Here is an 18,005-nt window from a genome sequence, read left to right on the forward strand (position 1 = left end):
GCGGAAGGGGGCCGGTCCACGTTCACGTCACTACTTCTGGACGAACACCGCCACGCTGCGCGCCGGGACGCTGAACGTGCCGGCCGCCCGGTCGAACGAGGCGGTACGCAGCGCCGGATCGGCCGAGTCGACCAGCACCGGGTGCAGCGCCACGTCCGCACCGCGCAGGTCGGTCACCGTCTGCTTCGCCGTCTCCGGGGTGCTGTTGAATACGACGGTCAACGACTTCCACGACCCGCCCAGCCCTCGGGCGTCGAGCGTCATGGTCAGCACGCCGGGCGTCTCCTGCTCCCCGGACACCGGGAACGCCACCCGCTGCTGCACCTGCTCGGCGGTGGCCAGCCCGAACACCGGCGACGACGCCCGGATGCGCAGCAGCTCGGCGTACCGGGCGTCGGTGGTGTTGATGGCCGCGCAGTCCGGCACCAGCGCCGGGTCCGCCAGCAGGGGCTTGGCGTACGACCACTTGTCCTCGTTGTCCTGCGCGGGCGGCAAACCGGCGCCGAACCCGTTGCCCCGCTCGCAGCCCCACCGGATCTGGTTGAACCAGTCTCCGGAGTTGTACGAGTTGCGGTCCAGTGACTTCGACCGCAGCCGTTCGGTGCCCGCGGTGACGAACCCGGTGCCCTGCCCCAGCACCACGGTGCCCAGCGCCAGCACCTGCATGCGGGAGCGGTCGGTCGCCGAGGTGGCCTGCGGCAGTTTGTAGGCCAGCGCGTCGTACAGGATCTCGTTGTCGTGCGCGTCGACGTAGGTGACGGCCTCCCCCGGAGCGGCGGTGTAGCCGGCCGGGGAGCCGTTGTAGTCCACCTGCGCGCCGGTGATCTGCCGTCCGGCGGTGTCGGTGAACCGGTACCCGCGCAGGTTGCCGGTGAGCCCCACCTTGATCAGGTCGTGGGCGTGCAGCAGGCGCGCCTTCTGCTCCGCCGCCGACCCGTTGACCGCGTCGCCGTTCGGGTCGGTGTAGAGCCCGGACGCGAAGCCCTGCACGCGGGGGTTGGTGTCGAACGGTCCGCCGCCGCGTACCGCGTCGCGCAGCCGGTCGTTGAAGGTGCCGATGCCGGTGCCGGCCATGTTGGCCTGGGTGGCCTGGACGAAACGGGCGTCGCCCGCGACCTCGCCGAAGTTCCAGCCCTCGCCGTAGAGCATGATCGCCTTGCCGTTCACGCCGTCGCGGGCGACGGTCAGCCGGTCCAGGGCGCTGCGGACGGCGAGGATGTTCGCCTTCGGGTGGTGACCCATCAGGTCGAACCGGAAACCGTCCACCTTGTACTGCTTTGCCCAGGTCACCAGTGAGTCGACGACCAGCTTGCCCATCATGGCGTGCTCGGGCGCGGTGTTGGCGCAGCAGGTCGAATTGGCTACCGTGCCGTCCTCCAACAACCGGTGGTAGTAGCCGGGCACGACCTGGTCGAGCACCGACTTGTCGTCGACACCGGCGGCCGAGGTGTGGTTGTAGACCACGTCCATCACCACCCGCAGCCCGGCGCCGTTCACCCCGGCGACCATCCGCCGGAACTCGGTGGTCCGCGCCGCACCGGCCGGGTCGACGGCGTAGCCGCCCTCCGGGACGGTGTAGTGCAGCGGGTCGTACCCCCAGTTGTAGCCGTCGGTTTCGGCGACCGCCGCCACGCACTTCTGCTGTTCCGCGGAGTCCGGCGGGAGCGCCGCCAGGTCGCAGGCGGGCTGCCGCTGGTCGGCCCGCTTCTCCGGGATCGTCGCGAAGTCGAACGCCGGCAGCAGGTGCAGGTGGGTGACACCGGCGTCACCGAGGGCGCGCAGGTGGGTCATGCCGGCGGTCTTCGGGTCGGTGAAGGCGAGGAACGTTCCCCGCCGCTCGGCCGGCACGGTCTCGTCGGCGATGGAGAAGTCGCGTACCGACAGTTCGGAGATCTGCGCCTTCGCCGGGGGCACGGGCGCCGGTTTGCGCAGCGTCCGCCAACCCGCCGGGGCCAGCGCCGCGTCGTTCAGGTCGACCAGCAGGCTGTGCGTGGAGTCCGCGGCGAGAGCCACCGAGTACGGGTCGGTCACCGACGCGGTGACCATCTTCTGCACCGCCGGCTGCCACGCCCGCACCTGGTACCGGTAGTACTTGCCGGCCCAACTCTGGTTGCCGCGCGCCGACCAGACACCGGTGCGGTCGTCGCGGCGCATCGGCACGGTCCTCGGCGCGGCGGTGGGCGAGTCGAACAGCTGCAACGCCACGGTGCGCGCGGTCGGCGCCCACAGCGCGACGCTCGGCGTCCGGCCCGCGAACGTCGGCCCGAGGGTGGCGTCGGTGGCCCGCGCATACACGTCGTCGAGCACGCCGGGGATCTGCACGCCGGTCGCCGCGAGCAGGGCACCCTCCGCGTCGCGCTCGGTCACCAGCACCTGCCCCCGCAGCGCCGCCGGGACCTTGGCCAGGTCGCCCCGGTCCAGCGCGAAGCTACGGTACGACCACAGGTGCGGGAACGTCGTGCGCTGGGCCTCGGTGAGCCCGTTGCGCTGCGCCCGCAACGGCAACGTGGTGTACGTCCCGGTCAGTTCCCCGTCGACCACGCCGACCCCGCCCTCGGGCGAGACGACGAGCGCGTACGTCCTGCCGTCGGTCGGCGGGGTCTGCCACGCCACTGTGGACCGGTCGATCCAGTGCGCCCTCTGCTTGCTGATGTCGGTGTCCGCGTTGACGCTGGTCGCCATGGACGGCAGCAACCGGCCCGGCGTGGCGGCGAGCAGCCACACCTCCCGGCCCGCGCTGGCGAAGTCGAGCCGCTGGTCGTCGGGCAGATCCTTGGTGTCGCCCTGGTGGATGACGTAGTTCAGCCCGGTCGCGCCGGCGGCCAGCGGCACCCGGAACACCGCCCCGAACGCGTCAGTGCTTGTGGGCTTCAGCGGCGCGGACCACTCGGTCGGGTTGGCCGCGCCGTCCCACAGGTGCAGGCCCCAGCCGTCGTAGTTGCCGTCGGCCCTCCGATAGTGGATCACCGCGGTGCCCTCCTCGACCGCCGGATCCGGTTCACCGGTGGCCGCCTGCCTGCTCGGGTAGACCACCGGGTCACCCTGTTTGAGCCAGACCTCGCCGGTTGCCGTGACGTCGACGCTGCGGTCCTGGGCGACGTCCTTGTTGCCGTCGGAGTCGACCACCACGAAACCCACGGACTTCGCGCCCGGCTTGAGTTTCACCCAGGCGAACCGGCCGTAGGCGTCCTCCCCGACGAACGGCTGCCCCTTGGGCCACTCGGTGACGTACGCCGGGTCGATGTCCCCCCAGGCGTACAAACTCCAGTCGTCGTACCCACCGGCGGGGCGTTGGTAGTGCACCACCGCCCACTCCCGGGACTTGCCCTGTGCCGGCGTACCCACGATGGCCGTGGACCGGGCGGTCGCGGTGCGGCCCCGACCGTCGCGGACCACCGCCTTGTACTCGACGCGGGTGCCGCCGGCCAGGCCGGTCAGGTCGTGCTGCACGGTGTACGGCGCGTGGTCGGCGCTGCCCAGCAACGTCCACCGGCCACCCGCGACCCGGGCGGCGACGGTGACGGTGGCGAGCGGGTCACCGGTCACCTGGGCGGTGACGGCGGCCCGGGTGGCGACCAGCGCGTCCGGAGCCGGGCTGGTGATGGTGATGCGCGGCGCGGCGACCGGGCGCGCGACGGGCGTGCCGGCCCGGTGCACCACCGCCGACAGCGGTGGCACGGTCAGGCTCAGCTTGCCGTCGGCGCCGGCCGTGGCGGTCTGGCTGCCGCCGTAGATACCGGTGAAGGTGGCGCCGGCCGACCAGGTGTCCACCGTGACAGTCTGCGCGGTGTCGGCGTTGTTCACCGCCACGACGTACTCGGTCCGGTCGGCGGGGGCGATCCGGGAGGCGGCGAAGACGCCGGGGCCGTCGGCGGCGTACCTGGTGACCTGCACACCGTCGCGCAGCGCGGGGTGCGCCTGGCGCAGCCGGCCCAGCTCGGCGATCGTCCGGTACAGCGGGTGGCTGGTGTCGAACTGGTCGCTGGCGTGGGTGCGGTCGGTGCCGAGCAGGTCGTCGTCGAGGTAGTCGGGGGTCGTCGAGGCGAACATGTCCTGCCGGGCGTCCTTGTCCCCACCGGGGCCGGTGAAGCCCTGCTCGTCGCCGGAGTAGACGACCGGTTGTCCACGGGTCAGGAACATCAGCTGGTGCGCGAGCTGGTCGCGGCGCAGGTGACTGGCCGGGTCGGTGCCACCACCGGCGACGAACGACCCGATCCGGCCCATGTCGTGGTTGCCGAGGAAGGTGGTGAGCCGGCCGGCGTCGGTGTCCCGGGCGGCGTAGAGGTCGTCGCGGGCGTACACGTCGGCGAGCGCCTTCGCCGAGCCGGCACCGGCGGTGTAACCGCGCGCGGCCTCCTGGAAGGCGAAGTCGAGGGTCGCCGGCAGGCCACCCTGCCGCACGTAGCTGGAGCTGATCTCCGGGTCGGCGCTGTAGACCTCGCCGAACATGAAGAAGTCCTTCTTGCCGGCCTTCTCGGCGGCCCGCTCGATGCCCTGGCTGAACTGCGGCCAGAAGTCCATGTTGACGTGCTTCACGGTGTCCAGCCGGAACCCGTCGACGCCGGTCGCGCCGATCCAGTCCCCGTACGCCCTGGTCAGCCCCTGGACCACCTCGGGACGCTCGGTCCACAGGTCGTCGAGGCCGAAGAAGTCGCCGTACTCGCTGTTCTCACCGGCGAACGTGGAGTCGCCCCGGTTGTGGTACATGGTGGCGTCGTTCAGCCAGGCCGGGACCTTGACTGTCGCGTCCTTCGGCTCGGCGAACGTCGGGGTGTACGGGAACGACTCCTGGTCGACCGGCGGGAACGCGCGGCTGCCGTCGGCGTAGTTGCGGTCCTCGAACGCCCGCCCCTGCGCGTCGGTGTACGGCGAGGTCGCCTTGTCCACGTACGCGTACTTGTCCTCGGCGTACTTGATGACGTCGGCGGTGTGGTTGACGATCACGTCGAGGTAGATCTTGATGCCGCGCTGGTGGGCGAGCTTGACCAGGCGCTTCATCTCCTCGTTGGTGCCGAAGTGCGGGTCCACCTGGGTGAAGTCGGTGATCCAGTAACCGTGGTAACCGGCCGAGACGTCGTCGCCGGAGCCCTGCACCGGCCGGTTCTTGAAGATCGGGGCGAGCCAAATGGCCGTGGTGCCCATCCCCTGGATGTAGTCCAACTTGTCGATGACGCCCTTGAGGTCACCGCCGTGGTAGAAGCCCTTGTCGGCCGGGTCGAGCCCGGTCCGCAGCCGGTCACCGGTGAGGCCACCCCGGTCGTTGCGGGGGTCGCCGTTGGCGAACCGGTCCGGCAGGACGAAGTAGAACTGCTCGGCCCGGGCGGAGTTGTCGGCCGCCTTCAGCAGTGCCTCGGCGGAGGGTTCGTTGCTCCACTGGGCGGCCCCGCCGACGGCGACGGGGACACCGGCGGACGTCCGAGGGGCCGCGGCGGCGGCCGGGGGCACGGCGACCGAGGTGCCGACGAGCGTCAAGGTGAGCAGGGAGACGAGGGCCAGGGTGGTGCGCGGTTTCGGCGGGGGTGTCATCGACGCCTTCCTCTGGTCGCTGATTGGCCGCACGCTAACCCTTGCCGAAACATTCTGCAATCCCTTGCAAACACAGTCGCAACACAGCAGAGTCCTTGCGGAAACGCGGCTCAGAACCCGCCGCAGCGCACCCCGTCGACAGTGCACAGCCGCGGCGTACCCGACGTCCGCTCCATGTGGAAACGCAACGACGCCGACCCACCGGGCCGCACGTCCACCCCACTGACGTACGTGAAGCCGTCGTCGGACTGCCGCACCGTCCCCTGCGGAACGCCCTCCACCCAGGCGGTCACGAACCGTCCACCGGAGAACTCAAGCCGCACCGTCCAACCACGGCTCTGGGGCGACGCGTTGACCATCGACACCTCGCCGATGAATCCCCCGTCGAAGCTCTGCACCACCCGGTACCGGCCAGTCACCGCCGGCTGCACCTGCGCCGCCCGACTCGGCGACCGCGTCGCCGACGGCCGACCCGTCGACCCGACAGACGGGGCCACCGACGGCGACGGCGTCGCGGCGCTCGGCGGCAACCCGCTCGCACGCGCGGACAACCCCGGCAACGCACCTGCCGGCGACGACGCCGGTGCGGGTTCGCTCGGCACGGCCTCCGCCGACGGCAGCGGCAACGCCGGCGGCGCCGACGCGCCGTCCGGGGCCGGATCAGGCCCCCGGTACGTGCCCAGGGCCACGAAGAGCAGGACCACCATCACGACGACACCAGCGCCCACGACGATCCAGGGCGACGACACGATGGCGACCGGACCGGGCGACAGTCGCGGGAAGCGACGCATGCCGGACATGTACCTCCCTCAGCGGACCGTCCGGGCAGCGTAGCGACCGGCGGGCGGGCCGGGAAGCGCCGCCGCCGCACCCACGGCCCGAAACCAGCTCAGCCGAGCCGGCAGTCGATCCCGTTGATCGTGCACCGGCGCGGCCGCTCCGCGGACTCACCCCACCCGAGGCGCAGCCGCAGCGTCCGCGAACCACCCGGGTCCAGCGAACGGGTCCCCTGCAACACGAACTCGCCGTTGCCGCGCCCCCGCACCGAGATCCCCTCGTCGTCAGAAATGCGCAGTGCCCACAGGTCGTCGTCGAACGTCAACTCCACCACCCAGTCCACCGACCGGCTCGACTCGTTCGCGATCGACAGCACCGCCGCGTCCCCGTCCCGGCCGTTCGTGCCGACCTCGTACCGGGCGCTGACCGTCTTCGCCACCAGGGGCGTCGACACCGCCGGGGCGCTCGTCCGCCCCGGCGTCGGGGAGCCGGTCACGCTGGCGCGTGGCGACGGCGTCCGACTGCTGCGCGACGGCCGAGGCGACACCGAACGCCGCTCCACACCAGCCGGACTCGGCCCACCCGTCGCCGACGCCGCAGCCGGCACGGTCGGCAGGAACACCGGAGGCGCGGCCTGCGGTCTGGCGTCGCGCTCCCTGGTCCGGAACGACAGCAGCGCGATCACCAGGAGCACCACCAGCGCACACACACCGAGCAGCACCACGATCCACGGCACCGATGCCAACACCCGAGCCGCCCGCGTCCCCGTCGCACCGTCCGGCCGCACCGCCATCAGGTCTCCCCTCGTCCCCCACCGACGCGACAGCGTAGCCAGCACCAGCCAGACCGGAAACCAGGCGGGTACGGATCCGGCCGACCGGCCGACGCGCCACGGAAAACGGCCCGCCCCGGCGGACGTTCCCGCTCGGTCAGGCCGTCCGGACGACAGTGCAGATGAGCGGCCCCTCGTCCGAGGTCCGCAGCAGATAGCGATACCGCTCCCCCGGCACCGACTGCCCCCGGCTGTCCAGGAACTCCCACTCCACCGCCACCATCGTCAACAGCGCAGACAGCGGCTGCACGTCCTCGATCCGCGCATGCGCGGCGATCAGCTCCCGCTCCTGGTAGTCGGGTGCGGCACCCACGAAGGACAACGCCACCGCCGCCGGTGACGTGAACGAGAAGCTGTAGGTGTCGGCCACAACCAACCCCGGCAGGGCATAACAGCCGGCGAGAACCGGCAGGTCGCCGGAGGTCAGCGCCACGCCGTACCGGTCGAAGAAGTCGGCCAACGTGTCGAGATTCGTGGGAGCGTTCACGGCAAGGGCAATTGCCGGTCACCGGCCAGGTCAAACCTCAACGAGGCGGTACACGTACCTCAATCTCCGAACCCAGCCTGGCATCGTTGGCCAGACCCAGGTCGTCCCCACTCCAGAACCGCCCCGGGTCGTACCAGTTCGGACGCCGCCCCGCCGGCAACAACCCCATTGCCTCGTAGGTCACCGCGACCACCTCGGCGCAGTACGCAGTCTCCAGTGCCCGATCCCGCTCCGCCGGGGTGGACGGGGTCGATCCGGTCGACGTTGACTGTGGTGCCGGCCGGCCAAGGTGCGACAACGCCAGGCGGCCGAGCTGCGGCAGCGCAAGCTTGCCGGGGTGCGGCAGAGCCGGCACCCGACCACGCACCCACCGCCACGCCAACTGGGCCGTCGACGGGAACGGCGTGCCGTCCAACCGCGCGATCGTCCGCAGCACCGCCCGCTCCATCTCCCCGTCGGCCGGCGGGTCGAGCTGCCGCAGCCAGGCCCGCTGACCGTACCGGTTGGCCCACACGCCGACCGCGTCCCGCAGGTCGTGCAACTGGACCCCACGCTGGTGGGTGCCCGACCACAGATCGGGCAGCGACCTGCCCAGCTCCGCGTGCCACATCAACGGCGGCATGTCGTCGAGCACCACCGCCATCCCGACGTGGTTGACCGGGCTGTTGGTGGTGAACTGGATCGCCCGGTCCGGCACGCTGCGACCCCGGAACACCCACACGTCACCGGTGCGGGTCAACTCGACGGCCTCATCCAGGCTGATGCTCATGAGGGTCTAGCCTAGGCCGATGCGGCAACGAATGCGGTGGTGGAAGGTTCTCGGGCTCGCCGGCCTCGCCGGCGTCGCGGCTTCCGGCGTGGTCATCGCGCGCGCTGAACGGCGCCGACGCGCGTACACCCCGGAGGAGATCCGGCAGCGGCTGCTGGAACGACACGCCCAGGCCGGCGACGCCACGAAGCCCAGCGACCCCGCCTGACCACCCACCCCTGTGGATCGTCGACGGGGCACCTGAGCAGGCGCATGATCGATATCATCGGGGCATGACGACGCCTGTCGCACAACGGCCCTTCGTCCTGTCACCCCCTGCCGCGCCCGTCGAACGGCACGGCAACGTCGACCTGCACCTGCCCACCCGCACCGACCCCGCCCCCGCCGTCGTGGTGGTGCACGGCGCCCCACTGCCGCCCGACGCAGCCGACCCCCGCGACTGGCTTCTCTACCGCGGCTACGGCGCACTGCTCGCCGACAGCGGCGTGGTCACCGCAGTGATCAGCTACCAGGTAACCGACCTGTCAGCCCTCCCCGCCGCGGCCGACGACATCGCCGCGATGGTCGAGCAGGTCCGCGCCGACCCGCGCGTCGACCCCGAGCGGGTAGTGCTGTGGTTCTTCTCCGGCGGAGGCCTCTTCGCAGCGGACTGGCTGCGCGCGGCGCCACCATGGCTACGCGGGATCGCGCTCACCTACCCGCTGCTCGTCCCCTTCCCCGGCTGGGAGGTCGACCCCCGGTTCCTGCCCGTCGACGCACTCGACTCCGGTGCGCACGTCCCTCTGGTGCTGACCCGGGCCGGACGGGACATCCCACCGGTCCTGGCCGGGATCGAAGCGTTCCTCCCGGCGGCGACCGCGCACGGTTGGCCGATACAGGTGATCGAAATACCGGACGGTCAGCACAGCTTCGACATCCTCGACCACAACCCACAGTCGGAGGCCGCCGTCGTGACCGCCCGAGACGCAGTCCTCGACCTGCTGAAGGCGACCTGACCCACTCTGTCGGTCTGTCGGTCTGTCGGTCTGTCGGTCGGCGGACCTCGGTCGACGGCTCTCGGCCCTCGGTCGGCCGCCCTCGGTCGACGGCTCTGGGCCCTCGGTCGGCGGCCCTCGGTCCGCGGTCAACGGCCCTCTGGGTCTCCCATGATCGCGCTCGATCCAGGTTGTAGTGGCCTCGTTGGCGCCGGACGGGGCCTGTTTCCTGGATCGAGCGCGACCTTGGCGTGATGCGTCGCGTTTGACGTCCCCGGCGTGACTGCCCGGATCACCACCCCGGTCAAGATCCGCGCAACATCAGGGAACTTGCTGCCTCGCCGCGACGTGAGGCAGCAACTTCCCCGAAAGTGCGCGGATCTTGGATTGTCGACGCCGGTGGTTGCCGGGTGTGGTGTCCGGATCGGCGGATCCGTCCGCGGGGCGGGTGTCCGGTTTCGGCGTGCGTGTCCCGTGGTCGGGGCCACCCTGGCGGCGGAATCGTGGGCCGGGCGGGGTCGTTATACCTGGCATGCCACCGCGACTTTCGGGTCGTGGGGCGCGGCAGCCGCCGGGAACACCCGACAGGCCGCCCCGGTTACATCCCCCGGAGCACGCAGGCCGGGAGCCCGGCGGAATGACTCACCGGCCCGGCCGGTTACACCCCGAGCCACACAGGCCGGGAGCCCGGCGGAATGACTCGCCGGCCCGGCCGGTTACACACCCCGCACCCCCGAGCACCACAAGCCGGGGCCAGGTGGAATGACCCGCCGCCCCGCACCGTTACACCCTCACCCGACGCCGGCCCCTGTGGCCACCGGGCAAGAACCTCCAAAACTTTCCCCCCTTGCACGTGCGGCACGCCCACCCCCCGGGCGTGCCGTGCACCCCCAATCGCAGAGGAGCACGCCATCATGCGTACCGATCTGATTCGTAAGACCGCTCTGACCGCTGCTGGCCTGGCCTTCACCGGCGGCGCGATCGTCGGACCCGTCACCGCCGCGTACGCCGCGACCGATGCCAAGCCCACTACTCAGACGCAGTCTGATCGCAAGCCTGCGGGTGAGCGTCAGCTGGGCGTGCGCTACGAGGCCCAGCCGAACTTCTACTACTGCGGACCCGCCGCCGCCCGTAACGCCCTGAGTGTGCAGGGCAAGGACATCAGCGTCGACGCGATGGCCAAGGAGATGGGCACCACCGAGGCCGGCACCAACTCCATCAACGACATCACCCCGGTGCTGAACAAGGAGACCGGTAAGAACGACGCCTACCGGTCCGTGGAGATCAGCACCCCGGACGCTGACGCGAAGCAGACCGACAAGCTGCGCGCCGACATCGTCAAGACTGTTGACGACGGCCGGGCCGTGGTCGCCAACATCGCCGGCACCACCACTGACACCGACGGTGCTATCCACTCCTTCGAGGGCGGGCACTACATCAGCGTCGTCGGCTACCGCGACAACGGCCAGATCGTGAAGATCGCCGACTCCGCCAACCCGAACACCGCCTCCTACGAGGTCACCGTCGAGCACCTCGCCGACTGGATCGCCACCCGCGGCTACGCCACCAGCTGACCGCGACCGACACACCGAAGGGCCGGACCCCACCACGGGGCCCGGCCCTTCGGCACGTCCAGGTCAGGTGTCGCTGTGGGCGCGCGCCGGCTCGGTGTCGGGCGCCGAGGGCTCGGTGTCGGGCGCCGGCTCGGTGTCGGGCGCCGAGGGCTCGGTGTCAGGCGCCGGGGGCTCGGCGGCCTCCAGCCGATGGGCTCGTCGGCGCAGCCACCAGGTGCTGGCGAGGCCGGCGAGCACGGCGAGGACCAGCCCGGCCCAGGAGATGTCCTTGAGCCAGTGCTCGGCCGCCCGGCCCACGGTGAACAGCAGGTAGGTGGTGCCGAACGCCCAGACCAGCCCTCCGGCCGCGTTGGCCAGCAGGAACCGCCGGTACGGCACGTGCAGCGCCCCGGCGAGCGGCCCGGCCAGGATCCGCAGGAGTGCCACGAAGCGACCGAAGAACACGGCCCAGACTCCGTACCGGGCGAAGCTCTGCTCCGCGCGGGCAAGTTGGGCGGGGCCAAGGTGACGGGGGAAACGGCGACCCAGTCGGGCGAGCAGTGGACGGCCACCCCGGCGACCCACGGCGTACCCGATGGAGTCACCGACGATCGCGCCGGTGGCCGCGGCGGTGGCCACCCACTCCGGTTCCACCACGCCGGTGGCGGCGAGCAGGGCGGAGCTGACCAGGACGATCTCGCCCGGCAGGGGCACGCCCATGCTTTCCACGCCGATCACCCCGCCGACGAGCAGGTAGACCGCGATCGGCGGCAGCGACTCGAGCCAGTGCTGGACATCGAACACGGTGACCCCTTCCGGCCGGCCTCGAACCCTACCTGTGGCGGTCCGATCGCACAGTGCACCGCGGCGGCGGCCCGGTTCAGGTGGCACGACCCACGTCCCGCAGGGCGTCCTAGGAGGCTAGGGGTGGTGGTGGACCGTGGAAGGCGCCAGCCGGGTTGCAGAACTAGCAAGACGGACGTACGGTTTTGTTGAGAGCGGAATCGGCGGTAAGTGTCACCTAACCTCGGCGGCCCCCCGACCGGTGCGACAGACTGCTCAGGACTACTCACGGTCGCTGGTGTGAAGGAGTACGACGTGGCGAGCCTCGACACCTTCGGTGCGAAGACCCAGCTACGCGTCGGAGACGCGAGCTACGAGATTTTCAAGATCGACAAGGTGGACGGCCACGCCCGGCTGCCGTACAGCTTGAAGGTCCTGCTGGAAAACCTGCTGCGGACCGAGGACGGCGCGAACATCACCGCCGACCACATCCGTCAGCTCGGCGCGTGGGACTCCACCGCCGCCCCGAGCGTGGAGATCCAGTTCACCCCGGCGCGGGTGCTCATGCAGGACTTCACCGGCGTGCCCTGCGTGGTCGACCTGGCCACCATGCGCGAGGCGGTGCGAGACCTGGGCGGCGACGCCAGCAAGGTCAACCCCCTCGCCCCGGCCGAGCTGGTCATCGACCACTCGGTGATCGCCGACCTGTTCGGCCGCGAGGACGCGTTCGCCCGCAACGTCGAGCTGGAGTACGAGCGCAACAAGGAGCGTTACCAGTTCCTGCGCTGGGGCCAGACCGCGTTCAACGAGTTCAAGGTCGTCCCGCCGGGCACCGGCATCGTGCACCAGGTCAACATCGAGTACCTGGCCCGCACCATCATGGAGCGCAACGGCCAGGCCTACCCGGACACCGTGGTCGGCACCGACTCGCACACCACGATGGTCAACGGCCTGGGTGTGCTGGGCTGGGGCGTCGGCGGCATCGAGGCCGAGGCCGCGATGCTCGGCCAGCCGGTCAGCATGCTGATCCCCCGGGTGGTGGGCTTCAAGCTGTCCGGCGAGATGCCGGCCGGCACCACCGCCACCGACCTGGTGCTGACCATCACCGAGATGCTGCGCAAGCACGGTGTGGTCGGCAAGTTCGTGGAGTTCTACGGCCCCGGCGTGGGCGCCGTGCCGCTGGCCAACCGGGCCACCATCGGCAACATGTCCCCGGAGTACGGCTCCACCGTGGCGATCTTCCCGATCGACGCGGAGACGATCCGCTACCTGGAGCTGACCGGCCGCGACGCCGCTCAGGTCGCGCTCGTCGAGGCGTACGCCAAGGAGCAGGGCCTCTGGCACGACCCGGACGCCGAGCCGGACTACTCCGAGCGCCTGGAGCTGGACCTGGGCTCCATCGAGCCGTCGCTCGCCGGCCCGAAGCGCCCGCAGGACCGGGTGCCGCTGGGCGCCGCGAAGACGCTGTTCCGCTCCGCGCTGACCGACTACGTCGCGGACGACTCCGTCGGTGAGCGTGACCTCAAGCCGGGCGTACCCCGCGAGGAGCTTCCGCGCGGCGCGAATGGCCCGGCCGACGAGGCCAGCGCCGAGTCGTTCCCGGCCAGCGACCCGCCGGCCAACGAGTTCAGCGACCCGGCCGACGAGCCGCGGGACCTGGAGACCGCCGCGGTCGGTGCCGGCGGTCGCGCCAGCAACCCGGTGCGGGTCACCGGTGCCGACGGTGTCGAGTACGAGCTGGACCACGGCGCCGTGGTGATCGCCGCGATCACCTCGTGCACCAACACGTCCAACCCGCAGGTGATGATCGGTGCCGCGCTGCTGGCCCGTAACGCCGTCGACAAGGGCCTGACCAGCAAGCCGTGGGTGAAGACGACCCTGGCGCCCGGCTCGAAGGTCGTCATGGACTACTACGAGCGGGCCGGCCTCACGCCGTACCTGAACAAGCTCGGCTTCAACCTGGTCGGCTACGGCTGCACCACGTGCATCGGCAACTCGGGCCCGCTGCCCGAGGAGGTGTCCGCCGCGGTCAACGAACACGACCTGTCGGTGGTCTCGGTGCTCTCCGGCAACCGGAACTTCGAGGGCCGGATCAACCCGGACGTCAAGATGAACTACCTGGCGTCCCCGCCGCTGGTGGTCGCCTACGCCCTCGCCGGCACGATGGACATCGACCTGGCCAACGAGCCGATCGGTGAGGACACCGAGGGCAACCCGGTCTACCTGCGTGAGATCTGGCCGAACAGCGCCGAGATCCAGGACGTCATCGCCCAGGCGATCGGCGCCACCGGGTTCAGCGCCGCGTACGCCGACGTCTTCGCCGGCGACGAGCGGTGGCAGTCGTTGCCCACCCCGACCGGTGACACCTTCGCCTGGGAGAACGACTCCACCTACGTGCGCAAGCCCCCGTACTTCGAGGGCATGCAGCAGGAGCCGAGCCCGGTCGTCGACATCGCCGGTGCCCGGGTGCTGGCCAAGCTGGGTGACTCGGTGACCACCGACCACATCTCGCCGGCCGGCTCGATCAAGGCCGACTCCCCTGCCGGCACGTACCTCGCCGAGCACGGCGTGCCGCGCCACGAGTTCAACTCGTACGGCTCCCGCCGGGGCAACCACGAGGTGATGATCCGGGGCACCTTCGCCAACATCCGGCTGCGCAACCAGCTGGTGCCCGGGGTGGAGGGCGGCTTCACCGTCAACCACCTCACCGGCGAGCAGACCTCGATCTACGACGCTTCCGTGGCCTACCAGGAGGCCGGCATCCCGCTGGTCGTGCTGGCCGGCAAGGAGTACGGCTCGGGCTCGTCGCGGGACTGGGCGGCCAAGGGCACGATGCTGCTGGGCGTCCGGGCGGTCATCGCCGAGTCGTACGAGCGGATCCACCGCTCCAACCTCATCGGCATGGGCGTGCTGCCGCTGCAGTTCCCGGTGGACGTCACCGCCGAGTCGCTCGGCCTCACCGGCACCGAGACGTTCACCATCACCGGGGTGACCGCGCTCAACGACGGCGAGACCCCGAGCACCGTGCAGGTCAGCACCGACACCGGCGTGGAGTTCGACGCCGTGGTGCGGATCGACACTCCCGGTGAGGCGGACTACTACCGGCACGGCGGCATCCTGCAGTACGTGCTGCGCCGCATGATCGCCAACTGATCGCGTACGGCTGGTCGAGGGCCGCTCCCGCTCCGGCGGGGGCGGCCTTCGCCGTTCAAGTCGAGGAAGGCTCGCGGTCAGAGCGGGAGCGCGAGGGCAGCCAGCCGTTGGTCTATCGCCGCATCCACTTCCCGGACATCGTAGCCACGTAGCCGCCGTCGCAGGCTGGCCGCCCGCAGCGCGTCTCGCGCGGCAGCCCGTGACACAGCGCTGTCAGTAGCCAGAGCCCCATCGACCTCGGCAAAGAGGTTCTCGACCTGACGCATGTCATAACCGCGCAGAGCAACGACGAACGGCAATTCCATGTGGCGACCATATCGGTCGCCGGCTGCGCCCAACAGGGATGCGCGACAGGGACTCTCATCCGCTCGCGGATGAGGTCGTCGGCCCGGTCGATCACGGCCCGGCGCCCGACGGGGTGGGCCCTCAGCGCAGCCGTAGCGCGACCGCACGGGCCTCCTCGTCGGTGAGGGGCAGGAACCAGAGGAAACGGCGGACGATGGCGACCGGATCGGGGCCGCCCGGCTGGCCGCGCAGGTCGCGGATCGCCCGGCGGGAGAGGGGCCACACGGCGGACAGTCTTGCTGCTGAGATTGGTGTCGATCCGAAGACGGCCGCGAAGTGGGCGAGCACGGGACGAGTTCCCCAGACGCGTCATCGCGCCCGGGTTGCCGAGGTGCTCGGTAGGAACGTTGAAGAGCTGTGGCCGGACGTGTTGAAGCGCCGGACGCCGGCCTGGTTCCGGCCCTGGGCCGAGATCGAGCGTGAAGCGGTGTCGCTACGGTCGTTTCAGCTCGCGTGGATACCTGGCCTTCTTCAGACGAAGGCGTACGCGCTGGCGACGCTTGTCGGCGAGGCGTTGACGCCCGCCGAGGCCGACGATCTCGCCGAGGCTCGGCTGAGCCGGCAGGCCATCCTGCGACGGGAGCGCCCGCCCCTGCTCGTCGCAGTCCTCGACGAGCGAATCCTCCGGCGCACCCTCAATGGCGACCGAGCCATGATGCGGGAACAGTGCGAGCGGCTGACCGAGCAGGCCGCCCTGCCGAACGTGTCGCTGTTCGTCGTGCCCGCCGACGTCGGCATGTACCCGGGCCTCGGTGGACCGTTCACCGTCGCGGACATGCCGGACGGGGCGCGGGTCGCGCACGTCGACAGCCAGGCACAAGCGCAACTCATCGACCGAGCGGCCGACGTTGCTACGCTGGATCGACGGTGGGAGCGCATTCGCGACGGCGCCCTGTCGCGTGCCCAGTCCCTCAATTTCATCAGAGAAGCGGCGGCATCATGGACCTGACCGGCGCTCGGTGGCGCAAGAGCACCAAGAGTGGCAACAATGGCGGTGACTGTGTCGAGGTGGCCGACAACCTCGCGGGCGTCATCGGCGTACGTGACTCCAAAGACCCGGCCGGTCCGACGCTCGCCTTCGACCCGACGGCCTGGGCCCGATTCCTGGCTATGGCCAAGCGGGGCTGACCCCACTGCCCTACCCGGCGAGTTCGTTGGCCCGGTCGAGAAGCGCACGGCGTTCGGCGTCCGAGCCGACCATCGCCGCGGCCTCCCTGAACAACGCGGCGGCCCGCAGCCGGTCACCCTGCCGGGCGACCAGGTCGGCCCGCACCGCCACGGCGAGCGGGTTGCCGTCCAGCCCTCCCCCGGCCTGCGCCGCGTCGAGCAGGCCCAACCCGGCGTACGGCCCGTACGCGTAGCCGTGGGCGACCGCGCGGTTGAGCGCGATCACCGGTGAGGGCCGGATGCCGATCAGCGCGTCGTAGGCCCGTGCGATCGCCGGCCAGTCGGTGGCGTCGGCGGACGGTGCGGTGGCGTGGCAGGCGGCGATCCGGGCCTGCCACGCGTACGGCCCGTCGTGGCGTACCCGAGAAAGGGCGTCCAGTCCCTCGGCGATGGCCGCACGGTCCCACCGCGCGCGGTCCTGCCGTTCCAGGGTGAGCAGGTTGCCTGCGGCGTCCCGACGGGCGTCGCGGCGGGAGTGCTGGAACAGGAACAGCGCCAGCAGCGCGGCCACCTCGGACTGCTTCGGCATCAACCGGTCGAGCAGCCGGGCCAGCCGAACCGCCTCGTCGGCGAAGGCCGGCTCGCCGTCGACGACGTAGCCCCGGGTGAACAGCAGGTACAACACGGCGAGGACGCCGGGCAGCCGCTCGGTCAGCGCTGGCCCGCTGGGCACCCGGTATGGAATGCCGGCCTGCGCTATGCGGGTCCTGGCCCGGGTGAGCCGTCGGGTCATTGTCGACTCGTTGACCAGCAGGAGTCGAGCGATGTCGCCGGTCGGCACACCGCAGACGGTTCGCAGCGTCAGCGCCACCCGGGCGTCGATCGCCAGCGCAGGGTGGCAGCAGGTGAAGATCAGGCGCAGTCGGTCGTCCACCACGTCCTCCGGCACCTCCGGGTCGGGCTGCCCCTCGGGCGGCGTGAGCAGCGCCAGGTCGTGCAGCTTGCGGCGCTCCACGGTGGCCCGTCGCAGCACGTCGAGCGCCCGGTTGCGAGCCACCGTCATGAGCCAGCCGCCCGGGTTGGCCGGCACACCGTCGGCGGACCAGCGCTCCAGTGCGACGGCCAGCGCCTCCTGGGCGCAGTCCTCGGCCAGCGCCCAGTCCCCGGTCACCCGGATCAGGGTCGCGACGATCCGGGGGTACGCCTCGACGCTGGCGTCGCCGACGGCCTGCGCCGCCGCAGCCGCCACCGCGCCGGCCGGTGCGGGCGCTACCGCGCCGGCCGGTGCGGGCGGGCGTACCGGCCGGCGCTGCGGTGTGGACAACTCGTCAGGCGGACAGGTCCGCGAACGGGCGCAGTTCCAGCCGCCCTTCGTGGGCCATCGGGTGCGTCCGCGCCACCTCGATCGCCTCGTCCAGGTCCGCGCAGTCGAGCAGGTCGAAGCCCACGATCACCTCCATGGTCTCCGCGAACGGCCCCTCGGAGACGAGCAGTTCACCGCCGCGTACCCGGACCGTGGTGGCCGCGGTGGTCGGAGCCAGCACGTTGCCGGTGAGGCGGCGACCACGGGCGTCGTTCTCCGCCACCCACTTGTGGATGTCGGGGAGTTCCGTCGGGTCGTTGTCCGGCTCGGTGTCGCTGCAAACGAACATCATGTACTTCATCTGGTCGCTCCCTGGTTTCTCGGGGTGTCGCCAGC

General features: G+C 71.0%; 16 protein-coding genes. 6 read left to right on the forward strand and 10 right to left on the reverse strand.

The annotated features are described in order from the left end of the window. Nucleotides 1–30: 30 nt before the first annotated feature. The 5 genes from pulA to KBX46_RS25415 all read right to left on the reverse strand — a co-directional run bounded on the left by pulA (nucleotide 31) and on the right by KBX46_RS25415 (nucleotide 8,391). Complete coding sequence (pulA, locus tag KBX46_RS25395; protein ID WP_210794337.1) at nucleotides 31–5,526, reverse strand: pullulanase-type alpha-1,6-glucosidase; 5,496 nt, start codon at nucleotides 5,524–5,526, stop codon at nucleotides 31–33. 110 nt (nucleotides 5,527–5,636) lie between these two features. Then, on the reverse strand, nucleotides 5,637–6,326 hold the full coding sequence (locus KBX46_RS25400; RefSeq protein WP_210794338.1) for a cellulose binding domain-containing protein: 690 nt from the start codon (nucleotides 6,324–6,326) through the stop codon (nucleotides 5,637–5,639). 89 nt (nucleotides 6,327–6,415) lie between these two features. Next, nucleotides 6,416–7,096 (reverse strand): hypothetical protein, encoded by a 681-nt coding sequence (locus tag KBX46_RS25405; protein ID WP_210794339.1) that lies wholly within the window; start codon nucleotides 7,094–7,096, stop codon nucleotides 6,416–6,418. Nucleotides 7,097–7,232: 136 nt separating this feature from the next. After that, the gene (locus tag KBX46_RS25410; RefSeq protein WP_088949200.1) at nucleotides 7,233–7,622 is read right to left on the reverse strand and encodes a hypothetical protein; all 390 of its coding nucleotides are present in this window, start codon (nucleotides 7,620–7,622) and stop codon (nucleotides 7,233–7,235) included. A 37-nt stretch (nucleotides 7,623–7,659) separates the two neighbouring features. Further along, nucleotides 7,660–8,391, reverse strand: coding sequence for a hypothetical protein (locus tag KBX46_RS25415; protein WP_210794340.1), 732 nt, complete (start codon nucleotides 8,389–8,391; stop codon nucleotides 7,660–7,662). 19 nt (nucleotides 8,392–8,410) lie between these two features. Between KBX46_RS25415 and KBX46_RS25420 the strand changes: the two genes are divergently transcribed. The 3 genes from KBX46_RS25420 to KBX46_RS25430 all read left to right on the forward strand — a co-directional run bounded on the left by KBX46_RS25420 (nucleotide 8,411) and on the right by KBX46_RS25430 (nucleotide 10,939). Further along, the gene (locus tag KBX46_RS25420) at nucleotides 8,411–8,599 is read left to right on the forward strand and encodes a hypothetical protein (protein WP_088949202.1); all 189 of its coding nucleotides are present in this window, start codon (nucleotides 8,411–8,413) and stop codon (nucleotides 8,597–8,599) included. 64 nt (nucleotides 8,600–8,663) lie between these two features. After that, the gene (locus tag KBX46_RS25425; RefSeq protein WP_088949203.1) at nucleotides 8,664–9,386 is read left to right on the forward strand and encodes a dienelactone hydrolase family protein; all 723 of its coding nucleotides are present in this window, start codon (nucleotides 8,664–8,666) and stop codon (nucleotides 9,384–9,386) included. An 893-nt stretch (nucleotides 9,387–10,279) separates the two neighbouring features. Further along, nucleotides 10,280–10,939 carry a C39 family peptidase gene (locus KBX46_RS25430; protein ID WP_210794341.1) on the forward strand — a complete coding sequence of 220 codons (660 nt, stop codon included), beginning with the start codon at nucleotides 10,280–10,282 and terminating at the stop codon, nucleotides 10,937–10,939. Nucleotides 10,940–11,002: 63 nt separating this feature from the next. On the opposite strand, the gene KBX46_RS25435 is transcribed toward KBX46_RS25430, so the two are convergent. After that, nucleotides 11,003–11,722 carry a VTT domain-containing protein gene (locus tag KBX46_RS25435; protein ID WP_307871385.1) on the reverse strand — a complete coding sequence of 240 codons (720 nt, stop codon included), beginning with the start codon at nucleotides 11,720–11,722 and terminating at the stop codon, nucleotides 11,003–11,005. A gap of 279 nt (nucleotides 11,723–12,001) precedes the next feature. Here KBX46_RS25435 and KBX46_RS25440 point away from each other — a divergent pair, with 279 nt between their 5' ends. Further along, nucleotides 12,002–14,854 carry an aconitate hydratase gene (locus KBX46_RS25440; protein WP_210794342.1) on the forward strand — a complete coding sequence of 951 codons (2,853 nt, stop codon included), beginning with the start codon at nucleotides 12,002–12,004 and terminating at the stop codon, nucleotides 14,852–14,854. Nucleotides 14,855–14,931: 77 nt separating this feature from the next. Here the strand turns inward: KBX46_RS25440 and KBX46_RS25445 are convergent, their stop codons facing one another. Together KBX46_RS25445 and KBX46_RS25450 are read right to left on the reverse strand one after the other, a co-directional pair. After that, the gene (locus KBX46_RS25445) at nucleotides 14,932–15,159 is read right to left on the reverse strand and encodes a hypothetical protein (RefSeq protein ID WP_088949207.1); all 228 of its coding nucleotides are present in this window, start codon (nucleotides 15,157–15,159) and stop codon (nucleotides 14,932–14,934) included. Between the two features lie 121 nt (nucleotides 15,160–15,280). Next, nucleotides 15,281–15,424, reverse strand: coding sequence for a hypothetical protein (locus KBX46_RS25450; protein WP_210794390.1), 144 nt, complete (start codon nucleotides 15,422–15,424; stop codon nucleotides 15,281–15,283). Nucleotides 15,425–15,446: 22 nt separating this feature from the next. Here KBX46_RS25450 and KBX46_RS25455 point away from each other — a divergent pair, with 22 nt between their 5' ends. Then, the gene (locus tag KBX46_RS25455) at nucleotides 15,447–16,148 is read left to right on the forward strand and encodes a DUF5753 domain-containing protein (protein ID WP_308159693.1); all 702 of its coding nucleotides are present in this window, start codon (nucleotides 15,447–15,449) and stop codon (nucleotides 16,146–16,148) included. Further along, complete coding sequence (locus KBX46_RS25460; RefSeq protein WP_210794343.1) at nucleotides 16,139–16,327, forward strand: DUF397 domain-containing protein; 189 nt, start codon at nucleotides 16,139–16,141, stop codon at nucleotides 16,325–16,327. Before KBX46_RS25455 ends, KBX46_RS25460 begins: the two co-directional genes overlap by 10 nt. Nucleotides 16,328–16,337: 10 nt before the next feature. On the opposite strand, the gene KBX46_RS25465 is transcribed toward KBX46_RS25460, so the two are convergent. Both KBX46_RS25465 and KBX46_RS25470 read right to left on the reverse strand, forming a co-directional pair. Then, complete coding sequence (locus tag KBX46_RS25465) at nucleotides 16,338–17,555, reverse strand: RNA polymerase sigma factor (RefSeq protein ID WP_210794387.1); 1,218 nt, start codon at nucleotides 17,553–17,555, stop codon at nucleotides 16,338–16,340. Nucleotides 17,556–17,634: 79 nt separating this feature from the next. Beyond that, entirely contained in the window at nucleotides 17,635–17,970 is a 336-nt protein-coding gene (locus KBX46_RS25470) for a YciI family protein (RefSeq protein WP_088949210.1), read from the reverse strand. Nucleotides 17,971–18,005: the final 35 nt, after the last annotated feature.

It is taken from the genome of Micromonospora sp. C81 (genome assembly GCF_018070425.1).
GTDB lineage: Bacteria > Actinomycetota > Actinomycetes > Mycobacteriales > Micromonosporaceae > Micromonospora > Micromonospora zamorensis.